The sequence below is a fragment of the Bacteroides sp. AF39-11AC genome (assembly GCF_003474285.1).
Classification (GTDB): domain Bacteria; phylum Bacteroidota; class Bacteroidia; order Bacteroidales; family Bacteroidaceae; genus Bacteroides.
In genome coordinates this window covers 85,786-105,919 of the sequence record NZ_QROH01000014.1, presented here as the reverse complement: position 1 = coordinate 105,919, position 20,134 = coordinate 85,786, and the positions used below count along the sequence as shown (strand labels likewise).

Below are 20,134 nucleotides of genomic sequence, written 5' to 3'. Positions count from 1 at the left end.
CACTAACATTTTGACTATATTTAATCTATTTATCACGATTATGTCAATTTAATCTGTACCTTTGCGGCGAATTTAATGACATAATGATAGAAAACAACAAAAGATAACTTAAAAACATATAGAACCATGAAAACAAAAGTATTTTTAAAAACAGTTGCATTATCAGCAGTTATTCTATTTGGTGGCATTGCAGCTTCTGCAGCTAACAAAAACAACCTCATTTACAATTCGGAAGAGAAAGATGGAGTGATGGTTGGACAGACCGTTTACAAAATGGACGGTGGAACTTTAGCACACTATATGAAGCATAGTTATAAGTATGACGACCAAAAACGTATGACTGAAAGTGAGACTATGAAATGGAACAGCGGAAAAAATGCTTGGGAAAATGACCTTCGTGTTTGCTACGCTTATCAGGGAAAAACTCTCACTACTACTTATTATAAATGGAATAACAAACAAAAAGCATATGTCCTTGTACCCGAAATGACAGTTACAATGGACAATCCAAATCTGTAAAAACGACAGATACTCTCTTAAAATTCTAACAAACAAATTGAACAAACCGAAACCTTTATAAGTTTTGTACACTAAGTGAAAGCCGGAATACGTGATGTATTTCGGCTTTTTTCATAACTTTGCCTGCTAAAACAAAACCTATTTTATGATACCCGCTACCCTCACCCACTACATTGAAACAGAGATTATTCCCCGTTACGAGCACTTTGACAAGGCGCACAACCTCTCACACGTACGTACCGTTATAGAAGAAAGCCTCGCACTTGCCAAGGAATATAATGTGAACGAAAGCATGGCATATACCATTGCCGCATACCATGATACAGGGCTTTGCCGGGATCGTGCTACCCATCATTTCATCTCAGGAGAGATTCTGAAACAAGACAAAATGCTCTGCCAATGGTTCAGTGAGGAAGAAATAGAAACCATGAAAGAGGCGGTAGAAGACCATCGCGCATCTGCCGACCACGAACCGCGAAACATTTATGGCAAAATAGTGGCAGAAGCAGATCGTATGATTGACCCCGTCATCACTCTGCGCCGCACCGTACAATACGGATTAAAGCAGAAACCAGAAGCGGAAAGAGAATGGCACTACCAACGTTTCCGTCAGCATCTGATGGAGAAGTATGCACCGGGTGGATATCTGAAACTTTGGTTTCCAGAATCAAAGAATGCAGAAAAGTTGAAAGAACTGCAAAAGATTATTACAGATGAAGTACAGTTAAAGAGTATCTTTCAACAGTTGTTTGCTGAGGAAAAGCAATAAACCCATCCCCTCACCCTATCTTTTCTCTCCCGATTAAGATAATATTAATCCATTCTTTAATGGAGCACACTAACTTTGTGCCCCAACTCAGAATTTATGTACCTAATATTATCAAGAACATGAAAAACAAACTTTTCCGTCTGGGAATATGCCTCTGTTTCCTGTCATTCATCAACGGACCCAAGGAGGCCTCTGCCAAAAACGAATTGCCAGCCGACGTATTGAAACAACTGAATCAATACAACGTAGTGTGGAACACCCTCAGCACCACCGGCTCTATGGAATCCATGCCTTTGGGAAACGGAGACATCACCGCAAATGTATGGATTGAAAAGGGAGGCGACTTACTACTCTATATCGGCAAATCGGACACCTGGAGCGAAGCCACACGGCTCCTGAAAGTGGGCAGAATACGGGTGAAACTCACCCCCAACCCTTTCACCGAAGATGCCTTTTTCTCACAGGAACTCAATCTGCACAGAGGAGAAATCAACGTAACGGCAGGCTCGAAAGGCAATGCCACCCGCATCAAACTATGGATTGACGCCAGCCAACCCGTCATCCGCATAGAAACCGCCTCCGACAAAAATATTTCTGTAAGCTGCACTACAGAATTGATGCGTCCCCAACCCTACACCATGACGAGCGGTGATGACCCTCTGGCATCCAGCTTCCGGGGATTAATGGATAGCCCTGTCCACCCTTCCGAAAGCGCCGACATACTGGAACGGAAACCAGACCGCATCCAATGGTATCACCGCAACCAAAGCTCTTTCTTCGAGACCATACTCACCCATCAGAATGTCCCGGAACTGATAGGCAAATACCCCGACCCGTACATGAACCGTACCTTCGGAGCTGCCATCATTGGTGAGAGCATGCACCCGCAAAACGACAGTACCCTCATCTCCTCAAAAGAAATGAAGAAACATACCCTCTCCATCTACCCCTACACGGCACAAACTACCACCGTACAGGAATGGAACACCCAACTCGAAGCCCTCATCGCCTCCGCCAACAGCGCACCTCTGAAAACGTCCTACAAGCATCATCTGGAATGGTGGGACCGCTTCTGGAATCGCAGTTGGATATTCCTTTCCGGTGACGAAGATGCCGAACTGGTCACCCGCGCATATTTGCTGCAACGCTTCATGATGGCTTGCCAAAGTCGCGGCGCATATCCCGCCAAGTTCAACGGCGGTAATTTCACCTTCGACTACAAAGGTAAAAACGGTGATTACCGCACATGGGGACCAGGCTATTGGTACCAGAACTGCCGCCTTTACTACTGGCCGCTTTCCGTATCGGGAGACTTTGACCTGAAGAAGCCCTGGTTCGACATGTACCTCAACATGCTCCCATTGCAGACAGACATCACCCGCATCTACTACGGACACGAAGGTGCTTTCTTCCCCGAAACCCTGAACTTCTTCGGCATGTACATTCAGGACGACTGGGGTTGGAACAACAAAGGAAAAGCCTCGCAAACACGCTGGATACGCTACCACTATTCCGGCGCACTGGAGATGTTGTCCGAAATGCTCGACAGCTACAACTATACCAAGGACGAAGCATTTGCCCGCCGATACATCATTCCTTTTGCCACCCAAGTCATCCGTTTTTTCAACCAGCACTGGCCGCAGATAAACCAAACCCTGCGCTTCATTCCGGCAAATGCCATCGAGCAATTCTGGGATTGCCTGAACCCGATGGACTACATCGCCGGATTGAAATACAATATCACCCAACTGACCGAGTTGCCCGCCGGAATCGTTGAGCCGTCACTGCTTAAAGAATGGAACGATTGCCTGCAAGCACTCCCCGCCCTTCCCAAAACAAGAGATGGCAAAAGACTGCTTCCCGCCGAAGAATACGGTCAGGGACGCAACTTCGAGAACCCCGAATGTTACGCCATCTTCCCGTTCAAACTCTACGGGCTGGGACGCCCCGATCTGGACGTTGCCCTCAATACCTTCGCTCACCGCGAATTCAAGCAGACTACCTGCTGGTCGCAAGACCCCATACAGGCACCTTTGCTTGGACTGGCCGATGAGGCCAAAGAGCTTCTTTTAAAGAATGTGCGCGCAACAGACCCCGAAGTCCGCTTCCCTGCATTCTGGAAACCGGGCAGCGATTACATTCCAGACTTTGACAACGGTGGTGCCTTCACAATTGGCCTGCAAAACATGCTCTTGCAGAATGTAGGCAAGCAAATCCTCATTTTGCCCGCATTCCCGGCATCATGGAAAGTGGACTTCAAGCTACATGCCTATGACAACACCGTGGTACGTGCAAAAGGCACAGGAAATAGTGTTACGGTACTGAATGTCTTCCCGGAAGCAAGAAAAAAAGATGTTGTTCTAAACAGATTGTAGTCTCATTATTGCGCTAATGTTTTGCCAATGCGATGGCAAAACATTAGCACAATATAGTTCCCTAATAATGGTTGTGTAGTTCCCTTATCTTTAGTATAAGTAGACCTAAAAAATTACTAACCCTAATGGGAGTTGACTTTATTCCTTGTTATACCAGTCTCCGGTTGACAAAATCTTCTCCTTCCTCTGCCCCCGGTCGACTGTACCTTTTAAAAAGAGAGGAACTCCCACTTTAAAAAACTGAATCTACCCGCATTTATCACTAATCCTCAGAGTAAAACCAATCCTCCCAATGGTAAAAATGTACAATCCATAAGGCAATAAACAGAAGAATACCTATCTTTGCAGACAGAAAACAAAGTAATAACGAAATAGATAATGGCTTTACAATGTGGTATTGTCGGTTTGCCGAATGTAGGCAAGTCGACGCTTTTCAACTGTTTGTCCAACGCAAAAGCGCAGGCGGCAAACTTCCCTTTTTGTACAATAGAACCGAATGTAGGTGTAATCACCGTGCCCGATGAGCGCCTGACGAAGCTCGCTGAATTGGTACACCCGGGGCGCATCGTGCCCACTACGGTGGAAATCGTGGACATTGCCGGACTCGTAAAGGGTGCCAGCAAAGGCGAAGGACTGGGTAACAAATTCCTCGCGAATATTCGTGAAACGGATGCTATCATCCACGTGCTGCGTTGTTTCGACGATGAGAATGTGACACACGTAGACGGAAGCATCAACCCGGTGCGCGACAAGGAAATCATCGACTACGAATTGCAGCTGAAAGACCTGGAAACCATTGAAAGCCGCATCCAGAAAGTGCAGAAACAAGCACAGACAGGTGGAGACAAAGCTGCCAAGCTGGCTTACGACGTACTGATACAATATAAAGATGCACTGGAACAAGGCAAGAGTGCACGCACCGTGCAGTTTGAAACCAAAGATGAACAGAAAATAGCCAAAGAACTTTTCCTTCTGACCAGCAAACCGGTGATGTACGTTTGTAATGTGGACGAGGCAAGCGCAGTGAACGGTAATAAGTATGTGGAAATGGTGCGCGAAGCGGTAAAGGACGAAAATGCCGAAATCCTGATTGTAGCTGCCAAGACCGAAGCCGACATCGCCGAGCTGGAAACGTATGAAGACCGCCAGATGTTCCTCGAAGAAGTAGGATTAAAGGAATCCGGTGTGAGCCGCCTGATTAAATCGGCCTACAAACTGCTGAATCTGGAAACCTTCATCACCGCCGGAGAAATGGAAGTGAGAGCATGGACCTATCAGAAAGGTTGGAAAGCTCCGCAATGCGCCGGAGTTATCCACACCGACTTCGAAAAAGGATTCATCCGTGCCGAAGTTATCAAGTACGAAGACTTCATCCAGTATGGCAGCGAGGCCGCCGTACGCGAAGCCGGAAAGCTGGGTGTGGAAGGCAAAGAATACGTAGTGCAGGATGGAGACATCATGCACTTCCGGTTCAACGTCTGATTTACGGAACTCATTATAAATCGTCCGCCGAATGGCGGGCGATTTAATCACAGAATAATACTGCAAACCAACCATGAAGCAATTCTTCCCTACCCTATTCCTCACGCTTCTGTGCAGTGTCGCCTATGCACAGCAACAAGACTCAGTGACCATCTCCGGTCGCGTAACAGACTATGGCGGACAACCGATAGACAGTGCTTGTGTTTGGTGGCAAAATCCACAATCCAATAATGTCATAGAGGCTATCACTGACAAAAACGGACACTATACCGCCCGCGTGCTCAAAGGTAACTATCAAAAAGTTGCTTCTATCTACTTTCCCTCTTATGCACACGTCGCCATGAAAAACGGCCTGCCCGAAACGGAACACCGCCTGGAGTTCTGGGCATGGAATTTTATCGCCGACCGTGATACCACGCTTGATATTCGTTACAACCGCATGGAGGTCTATGGACTACATGCTTTCCGTATCCCTGGTGCTATGCCTGCCTACCAGATATATGTTCGTCCCATGAATCTGACACGTTTTTACCAATGGATGAAAGAGAGCAAGCCCGAATCCATACTACACGGTAAAACTCTTGGCGACATTAAGCAAGAAAGCCAAAGCAAAGATGCGAAAGAATCGCAGTGGGCACCTCGTCCTGAACAACTGAAAGCCACCGTCTGGATAGATGGCGAAGAAGTTAAGATATTGATGAAGCAGGAAATAAAAGAGTACATTAATGCCAACGAATATGCCAATGCCTATCTACTGACCGTAGACCTCCCCAAGCATCCGAAGACAGGACTCCCTTACCGTGTTTTCAAGGTAGAACTGGAAGACCTGGAGAACGGTGACCGCGGCGAAGGGCTTTATTATATGGAAAAAGAAAACTACATAAAATAGTATATTCCAAAATGGAGAACAATAATATGAAATACCTTATAGCCGGTACAGGCGGCGTGGGAGGCAGTATCGCCGCCTTTCTGTCCCTTGCCGGAAAAGATGTGACCTGCATTGCCCGTGGTGAACATCTGGCTGCCATACGCGAACACGGATTGTGTCTGCACTCCGACTTGAAAGGCGAACACACACTACCCGTAAAAGCCTATACTGCCGAAGAATATACAGGTAAAGCCGACGTCATCTTTGTATGTGTCAAAGGCTATTCCGTAGACTCGATAACGGAGTTGATAAAGCGCTCCGCCCATAAGGACACAGTTGTAATCCCTATTCTCAATGTTTACGGTACAGGTCCCCGTATCCAGCGCCTTGTGCCTGGAGTGACGGTCCTGGACGGCTGCATCTACATTGTCGGCTTCGTGTCCGGCAAAGGGGAAATCACGCAAATGGGCAAGATATTCCGTCTGGTTTACGGTGCACACAAAGGCACGGTTGTTCCCCGTGGAACGTTGGAAACTATCCAACAGGATTTGCAGGAAAGCGGTATCAAAGCCGAGATATCTCCTGACATCAACCGGGATACTTTCGTGAAGTGGTCTTTCATCTCCGCTATGGCTGTCACCGGAGCCTACTACGACGTGCCTATGGGCGAAGTACAGAAGCCCGGAGAGGTGCGCGATACTTTTATCGGGTTGTCCCGCGAAAGTGCCGCACTGGGTGCAAAACTCGGCATTGGATTCAAGGAAGACATTGTAGAATATAATCTCAAAGTTATCGATAAACTGGACCCGGAAAGCACCGCTTCCATGCAGAAGGATATGGCTAAGGGACACGAAAGTGAAGTGCAAGGATTGCTCTTTGATATGATTGCTGCCGCAGAAGAACAGGGAATTGATATTCCGACGTACAGGATGGTGGCGGAAAAGTTCAAATAGTAAAGATTCTAAGATACCAAATTGGAATCTTGAAACAATGAAGAAGATAAATAATGGAATTAACAGTAATCATACAGAGCAAAATATACGAGATAAGAGGACAACAAGTAATGCTTGACTTCGATCTGGCAGAAGCATATGGCATAGTAACAAGAATACTCAAACAAGCCATCAAACGAAACATTAAACGTTTTGAAGGAGAGGATTTTATGTTTACCCTAACCAAAGAAGAACTTTCAAGATCACAAATTGTGACCTTGAACAAAGGGCGAGGCAGCAACTTTAAATATATGCCTTTTGCTTTTACTGAATTAGGAGTAGCTATGCTTAGTAGTGTATTAAACTCTGACACAGCTATTGAAATGAATAGAAGCATCATGCGTGCTTTCGTCGCCGTCCACCGATTTATAGCTAATCCGCCAGTTGACAGAGTATCCGAGCTGCAAGCCCAGAAAAGACTGGCGGACAGCCTCAGAAACCCTATCGGCTTTATAAAACCAAAACAATAAACAATCTAAATAGATATCACTATGTTATCATTACTAACCATCAACTGGAACCCCAACCCCGAACTGTTCAACCTGTTTGGCCATATCCCCGTACGCTACTACGGTCTGTTGTGGGTCATTGGCATCGCATGCTCCTATTTTGTAGTCCGTTACCAGTATAAAGACAAAAAAATCGGTGACGACAAGTTCGAACCGCTGTTCTTCTATTGCTTCTTCGGTATTCTCATCGGAGCGCGATTAGGGCATTGCCTGTTCTATCAGCCGGAATATTACCTGCACCATTTCTGGGAAATGATATTACCCATACAGTTTTTGCCCGATGGTGGTTGGAAATGGACCGGTTATGCAGGTCTCGCCAGCCATGGCGGAACACTCGGATTGATTATTGCCTTGTGGATGTACTGCCGCAAAACGAAGATGCACTATATGGATGTGCTGGACATGATAGCCGTAGCAACGCCTATCTGCGCCTGCTTCATCCGCCTTGCCAATCTCATGAACTCCGAAATCATTGGTAAAGCAACCGATGTACCCTGGGCTTTCGTATTCGAAAGAGTAGATATGCTCCCCCGTCATCCGGCACAGCTCTATGAGGCTATCGCCTATTTCATCTTCTTCCTGATCATGATTTTCTTATATAAGAATTATGGCAAGAAGTTACATCGTGGTTTCTTCTTCGGCCTCTGCCTCACAGAGATATTCGTATTCCGCTTCTTTGTGGAGTTCCTGAAAGAGAACCAGGTAGATTTCGAGAATAGCATGTCACTGAATATGGGACAATGGCTCAGCGTTCCGTTCGTGATTATAGGCGTGTACTTCATGTTCTTCTACGGAAAGAAGAAAGTATAGAAATAACATGAATGAGGATGTACAAATCTTATTTTGATACATCCTCATTCATACTATTTATGCTGCCATTTACTCTTTGAAGCGTGCTCCCGCTTCAGAATATCACTCAGAGGCACCTCAAATATCTTAGCCTCAACCCATGCCACAAAGTCGAACTTACGCAGAATCTGAGTTTCATATTTATCTGCATACAAGGCATGGACTTCTTCCGCCATACTTTCCCATATCTCCGCACGTTTTTTCCGATTCGTATCAGCGAAAGAATAATTCAGGAACTTAAGCAAAAAGGATTCCACCTTCAGATTATATCCCTTGTTTTTAGACATTTCCCGCTTGATAGAGCGAATTTCAGACTGAATATAGTCTACATCCCCCAATTCATAATGAATCATCACATTCACGATCCTAATGGTACGAAACAAAGGGAGAGAATATAAATGACCTCTACCGATAGTTGTACTCAGCCGCTTCCGGGCTTTCCTGTACTCCCCATTTCCCAAATGGATCAGAGCAATATACAATGACATTTCCGCCTGTTGTTGTTCCTTCAGCAGTAACATCTTATCAATCAACGAGGATTGATGTTCAGCAATCCATATTCCTGCTTTATCGAAGTCACCTGCATCAATAAACGAAAACAACCGATAGATAAAGATCACATACGTAACATTCAGCTGGAAACTGGATGATGGTGAAGACAGCTTAGTCAGCTTTTCAATGAAGTAATTCATGCCCTCATAATTGTGCATGATACGCAGACTTTCCAGCATACCTTCCACCGTCATCAGATAATAGACCGGAGGGTTATTCCATAAATGGCTATTCTCTTCAAAGAGCTTGTTCAATTCTACAAACGAGTTAAATGCCGCCTTGTAATCCCCTACTGTGATAAAGTAATTCGCCTGGAACAGCTGATGATTCTTTTTTATTTCAAAGTTCTCAACGCCTGCACTTGCTACAATACTGATTTCACTGGTTACCAAGTCATCCAATTTCTGAGTTTCCTCAAGTGACCGTGAAGCCCCTCTGTTTATCATTCTATACTTCAACAGTTCGTACAGTGAAGACTGCTCATTCAGTTGGCGGATACTTTTCAATGTATTATTCATCTTATATTGCTTATTCAGCAGCTTCTGTTCATCCATATCTTCAAAATCCAATGTCAGAAGATAGTTCAGTTCCAGCCTTTGCGCTACCAACAATGCAAAGTGATTCTCATAATACACCGCTTTCTCTTTTACCTTTTTCAATACTTGGAAGCATTCCTGATACATGGATTTCTCATACAAAACCCTTGCGTGCAGCAATTCGTTGAACAAGAGATAATAACTATCCTGTTCTGTCCGCAACCGGGTCAATATGTCTATCAACAAATCAAATAAATAAATGACTACCGTATTGAATGAAGAAGCAGGTTTGGCTGCCAGAAAAGCCATCTTCAATTCTTCGGGATCACTTATCTTCTTGTCATCAATCAACCTAAAAAGAAAGATATAATCCTTCTCCGGTTTATTAGAGATATACAGAGAGAATTCTTTCTTCTCCTGTTTAGTGAGATTATTAATCAGATGAATGAGGGATTCGGACTTTAGCATAGTATTAGCAGATTTTTTTAGATACACATCTTTTACGATAGCAAGGTAGAGAAAAAAATGAAAGCAAGCAATATTTTCACGGAATAATATAGGCTTTATCAATATTACTAATATCATAATTATCACGATCAGCTATTTATTATATATTTATATATCAATTATTTAAATGTATCAATTTATAATTATATTCATTTTACCAGTATTAAAAATCATTGTTTTTTGTTTGCTTATGTACTAAGTATCGCATACTTTTGGAATAGAAAAAGAAAGCACAGTATCCAATATTCAATTATTCAATCTTAAAACTAATAAAGTAACCATGAGCAAAAATATCATTGTAATAGGCAGTTGTAATACGGATATGGTCATCAAAGCTGACCGTCTTCCCGTACCAGGAGAAACAATCATAGGCGGTAGTTTCATGATGAATCCCGGAGGTAAAGGAGCCAACCAGGCTGTAGCCGCTGCCAGATTGAAAGGAAATGTGCATTTCATAGCCAAAACCGGAAATGACTTGTTCGGCAAACGTTCCATAGAGCAGTACGAAGACGAAGGTATTCATGTTGAGAATATCTATTCAGACCCCACACTCCCCTCGGGTGTAGCATTAATTATGGTGGATATGAACGGAGAAAACAGCATTGCCATCGCTTCCGGAGCCAATGGTTCATTGAGTCCCGAAGACATCCGGAAGGCACAGCCTACCATAGAAAAAGGCAATATCCTGCTGATGCAATTGGAAATCCCTATTGAAACAGTGGAGTATGCCGCCCAGATAGCCAGCGAACAAGGCATCAAGGTGATACTGAACCCTGCACCTGCCCGCGCACTCTCCAATAAACTACTACAGAACCTGTACATGATTATCCCCAATGAGACAGAAGCTGAAATCCTCTCAGGTATCAAAGTAACCGATTGGGAAAGCGCACGCAAGGCTGCGGATATCATCAGTGCCAAAGGAGTGGACATCGTAGTTATCACCCTTGGTTCCAAAGGAGCATTGATCAAAGAAAAAGATACATTCCATGAAGTACCCGTACCCAAAGTCAAAGCCGTAGACACAACAGCAGCGGGAGATACTTTCTGTGGTGCATTGTGTGTTGCTTTATCCGAAGATGTAAATGTGTTGGATGCAGTTAAATTCGCAAACAAATGTGCGTCCATCACTGTGACCCGAATGGGAGCCCAGCCCTCCCTACCCTATCGTAAAGAAATTGATGTTTTATAAATAGTAATTTTAAAATCTAATACCATGTTTATAGTCGACAGTTATTCATTAGCAGTTATTTTCTGCGTTGTCACGATGCTCTGTTGGGGTTCGTGGGGTAATACACAGAAACTTGCCGGGAAAACCTGGCGTTACGAATTGTTCTACTGGGATTACGTAATCGGTATCCTTGCCTTCTCTCTCCTCTTAGGTTTCACCCTGGGCAGCACGGGAGATGCCGGACGCGGTTTTGTTGAAGATTTGAAGCAGATCAGTATGGAGAACTATGCAAGTGCTTTTGCAGGAGGTGTCATATTCAATCTGTCCAACATCCTTTTATCAGCTTCCGTCTCTATGGCAGGGCTTACGGTAGCATTCCCGTTAGGAGTCGGCATAGCCTTGGTATTAGGTGTTTTCGTCAATTATTTCGGTGAACCTAAAGGCGATGCAGTAATCCTGTTCAGTGGTGTGGCACTCGTCGTATTGGCTATAATATTTAATGCCATAGCTGCCGGAAAAATGAATCAGAAAGGAAGCTGCATCAATAAGAAAGGGATTATCATTGCCATTATAGCCGGTATACTGATGTCTTTCTTCTATCGGTTTGTTGCTGCCGCCATGGACTTGAACAATTTTGAGTCACCTACCCCCACAATGGCTACTCCGTATTCAGCATTCTTTATATTCGCAATAGGTATCTTCATAAGTAATTTCATTATCAATACCATCGTGATGAAAAAGCCGTTTGTAGGTACTCCGGTGAGCTATAAGGAGTATTTCCAAGGCAAGTTCAGCACACACATGGTCGGAGTGCTGGGAGGAGCTATTTGGGGATTGGGTACGGCTCTCAGTTATATTGCAGCAGGAAAAGCCGGTGCAGCTATCTCTTACGCATTAGGACAAGGGGCACCCATGATCGCAGCCTTGTGGGGCATATTTATCTGGAAAGAATTCAAAGGTTCTTCCCACGCGGTAAATATTCTTCTGACTTGTATGTTCGTTCTGTTTATATCCGGTTTAGGAGCAATTATCATCTCCGGAGCCAATTAACCGGCTCCTCACTCTTATTAATAAACGCTTTCTTTTTCTACTTCCCACGGAGTGAAAAAGGAGAAGAGAATTGCCTGAACTAAAATATATTTTTTGTTCAACCTCTAAAATTTTAATACATGAGACCGATTCAAATAATAGTATTCTGTCTGTGTATGTGCTCGCTCAATTTGTACGCACAAGTCAGCGTCACAGGCACTGTAAACGATAATACCGGGGAAAGCCTCCCCGGAGTATCCATTCTGGCGAAGGACGGTGACCGTACCTTTGGAACCACCACCGACATCAACGGTAGATATGAAATCAAAGTGAACCAGGGTGCTACACTTGAATTCAGCTTTATCGGATTTACCAAACAAAAGGTGAAAGTAGGCACTAACAATGTCATTAACATCACATTAGAGCCTGAAAATGAAATGTTGGATGAAGTAGTTGTAATTGGTTACGGCTCTGTCAAGAAGAAAGACCTGCTCGGTTCCATTTCTACGGTAAAAGAAGACGCTTTGGCCGAACGTGTTTCGGGCAATGTGGTGGAAGCCATGCGCGGACTTACTTCGGGCGTAAAGATTACAAGTAGTGGACAACCGGGTTCCAGTGCCACCATCAACATTCGTGGTTTGGGTAGTTTGACCAACAACAACCCGTTATTCATCATCGACGGTGCCTATGGTGGCAGTGATTTGGGTGTCAATGTAGAAGACATTGAGTCTATTCAAGTATTGAAAGATGCCTCATCAGCAGCTATCTATGGTTCACGTGCAGCAAATGGAGTTGTAATCATCACTACCAAGCAAGGTAAAGAAGGTGACCTGAAAGTGAAGTTTGACTCACAACTGACACTGAGCTGGCTCCCCCGCTACGACCTGATGGATGCAGAGACTTACAAGATTTATAACGACCGTGCTTATGACGAAGCCATCCTAGCAGGAGTTTCAGGCGTTACAAAACGCCAGAACCACTATGATGGAAATACAGACTGGCAAGATGAAATGTTGGGTACAGGTGTATTGCAGAACTACAATGTATCCCTTTCCGGAGGTTCCAAAACTGTGAAGTATTACGCATCTCTGAATCGCATGGTCGATGATGGTGCTCTCTACCGTACCGGTTACGACAAATACGGCTTCCGTATCAACACCAGCGGGCAGAAAGGTATTTTCTCATACGGTGAGAATTTCTACTATACCAAATCCGACAGGAAGATACTGAATGGTAATCCCTGGAGCGACTTCATCGGTATGCCCCCCACCATTCCGGTATATGACGAATCACATGTCGGCGGATACGGATACGGCGATGTAGACCGTGCCAACTCTTACGGACTGAACTCAGTAGCCATGCAGGACTTGTATATACGAAACAATGAAGAAGAATACCTGACCGGAAACATCTACGGGCAGATTTCACTCTTTGAAATGTTCGATGCCAAGCTGAATGTTGCCTATAAAAGTTATATGGGCGTTACGAACTCCCTGCGCAAGAAAGGTAATTGGGTTATGGGACAAGGTGACGATGCCGCGCATCTGGGTTACGATAGTGCCAAGAATCATGATATACTGATTGAGCAAACCTACAATTTTAAGCATAAATTCGGTAAACATGATGTGAATGCGCTGTTTGGTATCACTTACAATAAGTTCCATGAAGAAAAGCGTTGGATTACCAAACTCGATCCATTGATGATAGGCGACAAGTACATCACATCTCTGGATGCTGCCACCGGAAATACCACCGCAGGCGGTAGCTATGGCGAATCAGCATTGATATCCTATCTCGGACGTATCAACTACTCCTATGCCGACAAATACTTGGCACAAGTAACAGCCCGTCGTGACGGCACTTCCCGCCTACCTAAGAATGACCGTTGGGGAAACTTCCTTTCCGTTTCATTGGGCTGGCGCATCAGTGGCGAGAAGTTCTTCAATGTACCCTGGATTGATGACCTGAAAATACGTGCCAATTACGGTACTCTCGGTAACAGTAGTATCGGTTATTGGGATTACCAGTCAGTTATCAATACAGCTCCGCGTGCCGTATTCGGGAGCCCGGAAAACATATTGATTGGTATGACTCAATCACAATTAACCAACAACGACCTGGTTTGGGAGAAGAAGACAACCGCTAACGTTGGTTTCGACCTGGTTGCATTCAATAACCGTTTCCGTTTAAGTGCTGAGTATTTCTATTCAAAGAGTAAAGACCTCTTGGTTTACCTCCCCATCCTGATGAGTTCGGGTAATGAAGGTGGTGCACCTGCCGTGAATGCCGGTAGCCTGGAAAATAAAGGATTCGAAATGGAAATCGGCTGGAACGATCAGATTCGCGACTTTGCCTACTCCGCTTCACTGAACATTTCGCATATCAAGAATAAAGTACTTGATTTGGGATACGGACAAACAGTCTACAATACAACTCTTGCCAAAACCGTAATCGGTGAACCGCTCGGTATGTGGTATCTCTACAAGATGAATGGTATCTTCCAGTCAGAAGAAGAAGTACGGAACTACGTAAACTCAGAAGGTAAGATCATACAACCTAATGCTTTGCCGGGTGATATTAAGTATGACGACTATAACGGCGACGGTAATATATCATCCGAAGATCGTCAGATAGTAGGCAGCCCCTGGCCTAAACTTGAATTAGGAATAAGTCTCGGTGCATCCTACAAAGGCTTCGACCTGAACATCAACGGCTACGGTCGCTTCGGGCAGAAAGTATGGAACGGTTCGGCAGCAGCAGCCGGTGACTTTGCCAACAACCAGAACAACTTCAACGGTATTATCCCCTGGACACAAGAGCACCCGGTTAACGACCGTCCACGTATTGTATACGGAGACTCCCGCAACAGTCGAAGCGATCAGGACCGCTGGTTGGAAAACGGTTCATTCTTCCGCCTGAGCGATATTACGTTAGGTTATACAATACCTACCCGTTACATTAAGAAGATTGGATTGGAAAGACTCCGTGCATCGGTTACTTTACAGAACCTGGTGACCTTTACCGGATACTCCGGCCTGGATCCTGAATTTGCAGACAGCGGCATCTTCACTATGGGAGCAGATTATTGTTCGTTCCCTAACCCACGCGCTGTTCAGTTTGCATTATCATTCACCTTCTAAATACTGCTGAAATGAAAAAAATAGCTCTTTATATATTATGCGGTGTCACGGCATTATTTACGTCGTGCGACCCTTCTTTACTCGATCTGCAAAATGAAAACACCCTGAGTACAGGCGTATACTGGAAGACGGAATCTGACATCGAAGCCGGTGTAGTAGCCGTATACGGAATGTTCTACCGTCAGGGAACCTGGACACGTAATATCTATACACAGATGATAGGTATGGCGGACGAAGGCGTAAGTTATGCCGGATGGACCGAATTGAACGAGTACACCAAGTTCATCTTTACCGATTATAACTTCTCAGAAGTCAACGCCAAGATATGGCGGGAACATTATACAGCCATTTTCCGTGCCAACCAGGTACTGGACAACATTGGCAACGTACCGTTCAGCAATGAAACACACAGGGATGACCTCATTGGACAAACTAAGTTCCTGCGTGCTTTCTATTACTTCTATCTTACTGCCTTGTGGGACAATGTACCTCTCGTGTTGAGCACTTCTTCAGCCGCCGATAAGCCTATGCAGGCCACTGCCGATGGAATCTTAACCCAGATAGAAGAAGACCTGGAAGATGCCATCACCAAGCTCCCCTCCACACGTGACGCCAATAACTACGGCCGCCCAACGAAAGGCGCCGCCTACGGATTACTGGCCAAAGCTTATGCACAGCATCACAAATGGGAAGATGCCAAAAGATGTCTCGAATGGCTCGTTGATGGCGAAGGAAAGAACTACTACACACTGGTACCCAATTGGGCTGACAACTTCAGCAACTATACGGAAGACAACAAAGAGTCACTGTATGAGATTCACTTCTCTCTGACCAACAAGGTGGGCTTCGACCAGACAGACAACTACCTGGACCCGAATGCGCAACTGGGTACACAGATTGAAATGAACCAGGCTCCTACCGGAATCGGCTGGAACAACATCGAAGCAAGACGCTGGCTGGTGGACTACTACAAGCGCGAACAAACAACGGATGGAAAGAACGATTCCCGCTTGTTCTACACACTGTGGTATGACGGTGCAGCCTCCGACTTCCCCGAATATCCCAACCAGTTGATATACGGCTCTCCATGGAACAGCGACTGGGGCAACCGCGTTTTCATCAAGAAATATAGCACAGATGCCTCCCCACTGTACTACTGGAATGATAATAACTTCCGTTCCCTGCGTTATGCCGATATGCTGTTACTGTATGCCGAAGCACTCAACGAACTAAATGCCACACCGCCTTCAAAAGCCATTGAATGCCTCAACCGCGTACGCAACCGCGTCAATCTGCCCAAAATAGAGGATAGCAAATACTACAACGGTTCCCAGATCAGCACCAACAAGGATGCTTTCCGCGAACACCTGAAGATAGAACGCGCCCTGGAGCTTGCCATGGAGTGCGTGCGTTGGGTCGACCTGAAACGTTGGGGTATCAACGACCAGGCCACATTGGACGAATTGAAAGCACGCGACAGCGACTTCAATAACTTTATAATCGATAAATCCATCCGCATGCCAATCCCGCAAAGCGAAGTGGACAACAATCCGAATTTGAACCAGAATGACCAATACTAATTGAAGACATTTGAGCTATGATCAATACAAAATACTTAATAGGAGCAGTCATTATACTGCTGACGTTATGGGGATGCGGAAACGATTCCGATTATGTCATCGAAAGCAATCCCAATGAGTTCGCCATATTCCCGGTAGCCATACCTGTAAGCGCTGATGGCGGAACTTATGAACTGACGGTCAACGGCAATGAGTCGTGGACAGCCGAACTGACCAATTCCAATAGCTCAGCCCAGGGCTGGTGCACACTGAGTGAAACGTCAGGAAGCGGCAGAAAAGTAATCACCGTTACTGTAAAGCCGACCACCTCTTTTGTAAAGAACCGTTCGGTCATCGTTGAAGTAAGCTCCGGTACCCGGATATTAAAGTCAAAGGTATTGCAGGAGACAATGGTACTGGGTGAAGACGAAGTGCTGATAAACGGCCTTATATGGTCTACCAAGAATGTAGGCACTCCGGGAACTTTCGCAGCCTCTCCCGATGATATAGGACAACTGTATCAGTTCAACCGCAAAGTAGGTTATCCGGCTGGCCCGCAGGACGATCCGGCACCGGCTAACTGGCCTTCCAGCTATACAAACGACGGCACCAACTGGACTACCGAAAACGACCCTTCTCCCGAAGGCTGGCGTGTGCCTACCACGGAAGAGATGGCAGCTCTCTGGGAAAAAGGAGCAACATGGGTTACAGCATCCCAGACCGGATTTAAGACCGACGGTATCATTATCGGTGTTGACGAGGCTACTGCCAAACGTGCCACTAAAGATAATCTGAAGCAACTCGGCTGCCTCTTCCTGCCCCAAAGCGGTTGGAGAAATGAAACCGGAATGATGGACCGCACCTGGCTCTGCGCCGTTCGTAGCGGAAATTCATTAAGTCCTACCCACGGCGGCATGTCATTGGGAGACTCCGGTGGTTACCGCGACACATGGGGTTGGGGCGACGGACAAAAAGCACGTGCAGCCATGATCCGGCCTGTCAAAAACATACTAGTCGAGGATTGATTTTATTATTAACGAACTAAATCTAAGGAGATGAACAGCTATAAGACCTATATATACCTTGCCTTGCTCACACTCTTGGGTTGCAAGGGCAATGACGGCAATGAACCGAAGACACTCACACCGCAAATCCGGTATGAATTCAGCGGCGGTGCCGGGCATTATAACTATGCTCCGAGTATCATAGAAGACCAGTACGGCATCCGGTACGGCTTTGTATGTGAGAATCGTGACCCGTTCAAGATTGTGGACTATGTTTATCTATACAAAGGAATCCCCACGGAAAAAGGCTATGTATGGCAACCCGGCACACAGATCATCGAACCTTCCGAGACAGGCTGGGATAACTGCCACATCTGCGACCCGGACGTACGTGAGTTTAAAACGACCTATAAAGGAGAAACTTACAACTGGATTATGACCTACCTGGGCGTAGACCGCTGGGACTGTAACCACAACCAGATAGGACTGGCCATTTCCAAGAACATCGAAGGCCCGTATATCAAGTTCGACCGGAATCCGCTGGTAGCTTACGAAGATACCACCAAATGGGGTGTGGGGCAAAGTACAACAATCGTCAAAGACTCTACGACCATACAATTATTCTATCATTCGACTACGGAGAACGGACCTTTCTGTATGCGCGAAATAAAATTGAATGATCTGGATAATATCATATTGGGTGAAGAGAAAGCGATTCCTTTCCTGAGCGCCAATAGCTATCCTGCCATGTCCGACAAGAATATATATATGGTTTCGGAAACCCGTGTGTCCCCCATCAAAGAGATACCGACTTGGGTAGGAGATGTCTGCCGACTGGCATACAAACCAAGAACAGAAGGTTTCTTCACCGAAGAAGACGGATGGATTGAAATAGGCCATGCAGGACCGGAAGAAACAGGATTCCCAAGAAATCACAATCCGGGTATCCTGACGGATACGAAAGGTTACATGCTTAATGACGATGAACTGGTGATGTACTTCACTCCCGCCATGACAGGCGAAAACTGGCTATGGTCATACGACCTGTATTCGGCTACGTTTAATCTCAAAAACTATTTCAAATGAATAAAACAATCCTGCAAATAGTATGCATTGCTCTTATTCTTGCCTTCCCCTGTGGGAAGGCATCAGGGCAATACAAAAAGATTCCCGTAGTGGTAATCACCGACTTGTATCATCCGTATCAGGACCCGGGAGATAACATGGACCTCATTATGGGCTTCGGACTGCCCGATGTAGACCTGAAAGCCGTCTTATTGGACATCACAGACGCATTCAGGAAAGATACCGCCGACCATCCTACCCTGTGGAAAGACCCGCGTGGTCCGAGGGAAGCCGGAATTATCCCTGTGGAACAATTAAGTTATATCTTCAACAAAAGGATACCTTATGGCATTGGTCCGCTATCCATGATGAAATCAGAAGAAGACCGGATGGAGTATCTGCCAGGCTATGAGCAGGAAGCAATCGATATACTGCTGGAAGTTCTGAAAAAGAGCAAAGAACCCGTAGAAGTATTGTCATTCGGTTCGGCAAGAATACTGGCAGTTGCCTACAACCGTGCCCCCAAGCTGATGAAACAGAAGATACACAAAATTCATCTGAGTGCCGGGACAGCAAGCAAGAACCATGAATTGGGAAGCGATGCCGGGGCAAATGCTATTCCGGGCGGTGAGTGGAATGTAGCACTGGACGTGTCCGCTTTCAACAGAATATTGAAATCAGATTTACCCGTAGCCATCTATCCATGTGCAGGCAAAGACGGAGGCTTCGTAAAAGACTGTAACAATACCTATTGGAAACTACCCGATATGGATTTTATCCGAAAGATGAATCCCAAATTGCAACGGTATCTTGATTTTTCTTTCACCCAGAAACTGCAATATGACTTCCTCCGTGCCATGAATGCCGACTATCCGGTTGATATAAACCTCAACCGCTACCCCTGTCCATTCCACGTATGGGAGAGTGCCATCTGGCTGAAAGCAACAAAAAGGGAGATCATTTGTACTCCCACCGGAGAATACCGCCTCGTCAAAGAAGGGAAAAGCAACAAAGGCGACCGCATTGTAGCAAACGAACTGCGCCGCTGTAACCTTGATGAGATAAGAGACGACGGACGATTCCAGTTTTCATACACCGATAAGTCCTCCGATAAAGAGATTTACTATCGTCCGGACCTTGAAGAGAACGAGAAAGCACTCCAACAGGTGATTCCCGAACTCTATATATCCATTTCACCCAGTCACTAATTT

Annotated in this window: 16 protein-coding genes; 15 read left to right on the top strand and 1 reads right to left on the bottom strand. The window is 45.5% G+C overall.

Going from position 1 to position 20,134, the window contains the following annotated elements; translation table 11 throughout:
* Positions 1-126: 126 nt before the first annotated feature.
* From DW036_RS24055 to lgt, 8 genes are all read left to right on the top strand, one after another.
* Positions 127-519 (top strand): DUF3836 domain-containing protein, encoded by a 393-nt coding sequence (locus DW036_RS24055; protein ID WP_118466524.1) that lies wholly within the window; start codon positions 127-129, stop codon positions 517-519.
* A 145-nt stretch (positions 520-664) separates the two neighbouring features.
* Positions 665-1,288: an HD domain-containing protein gene (locus tag DW036_RS24050; RefSeq protein WP_118466522.1), complete on the top strand. Its 624-nt coding sequence runs from the start codon at positions 665-667 to the stop codon at positions 1,286-1,288.
* Between the two features lie 119 nt (positions 1,289-1,407).
* Positions 1,408-3,663 (top strand): DUF5703 domain-containing protein, encoded by a 2,256-nt coding sequence (locus DW036_RS24045; protein WP_147401543.1) that lies wholly within the window; start codon positions 1,408-1,410, stop codon positions 3,661-3,663.
* A gap of 378 nt (positions 3,664-4,041) precedes the next feature.
* A complete protein-coding gene (ychF, locus tag DW036_RS24040; protein ID WP_022392439.1) occupies positions 4,042-5,145 on the top strand; it encodes a redox-regulated ATPase YchF in 1,104 nt (367 codons plus the stop codon).
* Between the two features lie 73 nt (positions 5,146-5,218).
* Positions 5,219-6,034 carry a carboxypeptidase-like regulatory domain-containing protein gene (locus DW036_RS24035; RefSeq protein WP_118466518.1) on the top strand — a complete coding sequence of 272 codons (816 nt, stop codon included), beginning with the start codon at positions 5,219-5,221 and terminating at the stop codon, positions 6,032-6,034.
* 11 nt (positions 6,035-6,045) lie between these two features.
* Positions 6,046-6,966, top strand: coding sequence for a ketopantoate reductase family protein (locus DW036_RS24030; RefSeq protein ID WP_118466516.1), 921 nt, complete (start codon positions 6,046-6,048; stop codon positions 6,964-6,966).
* A gap of 53 nt (positions 6,967-7,019) precedes the next feature.
* Positions 7,020-7,475 carry an ORF6N domain-containing protein gene (locus DW036_RS24025; protein ID WP_118466514.1) on the top strand — a complete coding sequence of 152 codons (456 nt, stop codon included), beginning with the start codon at positions 7,020-7,022 and terminating at the stop codon, positions 7,473-7,475.
* Between the two features lie 21 nt (positions 7,476-7,496).
* The gene (lgt, locus tag DW036_RS24020; RefSeq protein WP_118466512.1) at positions 7,497-8,324 is read left to right on the top strand and encodes a prolipoprotein diacylglyceryl transferase; all 828 of its coding nucleotides are present in this window, start codon (positions 7,497-7,499) and stop codon (positions 8,322-8,324) included.
* Between the two features lie 53 nt (positions 8,325-8,377).
* Here lgt and DW036_RS24015 read toward each other — a convergent pair whose 3' ends face one another.
* Positions 8,378-9,919 (bottom strand): hypothetical protein, encoded by a 1,542-nt coding sequence (locus DW036_RS24015; protein WP_118466575.1) that lies wholly within the window; start codon positions 9,917-9,919, stop codon positions 8,378-8,380.
* Between the two features lie 319 nt (positions 9,920-10,238).
* On the opposite strand from DW036_RS24015, the gene rbsK reads away from it, so the two are divergent.
* The 7 genes from rbsK (at position 10,239) to DW036_RS23980 (ending at position 20,131) form a co-directional block, all read left to right on the top strand.
* Positions 10,239-11,147, top strand: a complete 909-nt coding sequence (gene rbsK, locus DW036_RS24010; protein ID WP_118466510.1) for a ribokinase — start codon at positions 10,239-10,241, stop codon at positions 11,145-11,147.
* A gap of 24 nt (positions 11,148-11,171) precedes the next feature.
* The gene (locus DW036_RS24005; protein WP_118466508.1) at positions 11,172-12,176 is read left to right on the top strand and encodes a GRP family sugar transporter; all 1,005 of its coding nucleotides are present in this window, start codon (positions 11,172-11,174) and stop codon (positions 12,174-12,176) included.
* Between the two features lie 119 nt (positions 12,177-12,295).
* Complete coding sequence (locus DW036_RS24000; RefSeq protein WP_118466506.1) at positions 12,296-15,295, top strand: TonB-dependent receptor; 3,000 nt, start codon at positions 12,296-12,298, stop codon at positions 15,293-15,295.
* Positions 15,296-15,306: 11 nt separating this feature from the next.
* Complete coding sequence (locus DW036_RS23995; RefSeq protein ID WP_118466504.1) at positions 15,307-16,875, top strand: RagB/SusD family nutrient uptake outer membrane protein; 1,569 nt, start codon at positions 15,307-15,309, stop codon at positions 16,873-16,875.
* Positions 16,876-16,892: 17 nt separating this feature from the next.
* Positions 16,893-17,879 (top strand): BACON domain-containing protein, encoded by a 987-nt coding sequence (locus DW036_RS23990; protein WP_118466503.1) that lies wholly within the window; start codon positions 16,893-16,895, stop codon positions 17,877-17,879.
* Between the two features lie 30 nt (positions 17,880-17,909).
* Positions 17,910-18,944 (top strand): hypothetical protein, encoded by a 1,035-nt coding sequence (locus DW036_RS23985; protein ID WP_118466501.1) that lies wholly within the window; start codon positions 17,910-17,912, stop codon positions 18,942-18,944.
* Positions 18,941-20,131, top strand: a complete 1,191-nt coding sequence (locus DW036_RS23980; RefSeq protein WP_118466500.1) for a hypothetical protein — start codon at positions 18,941-18,943, stop codon at positions 20,129-20,131. Before DW036_RS23985 ends, DW036_RS23980 begins: the two co-directional genes overlap by 4 nt.
* The last annotated feature ends 3 nt before the right edge of the window (positions 20,132-20,134 follow it).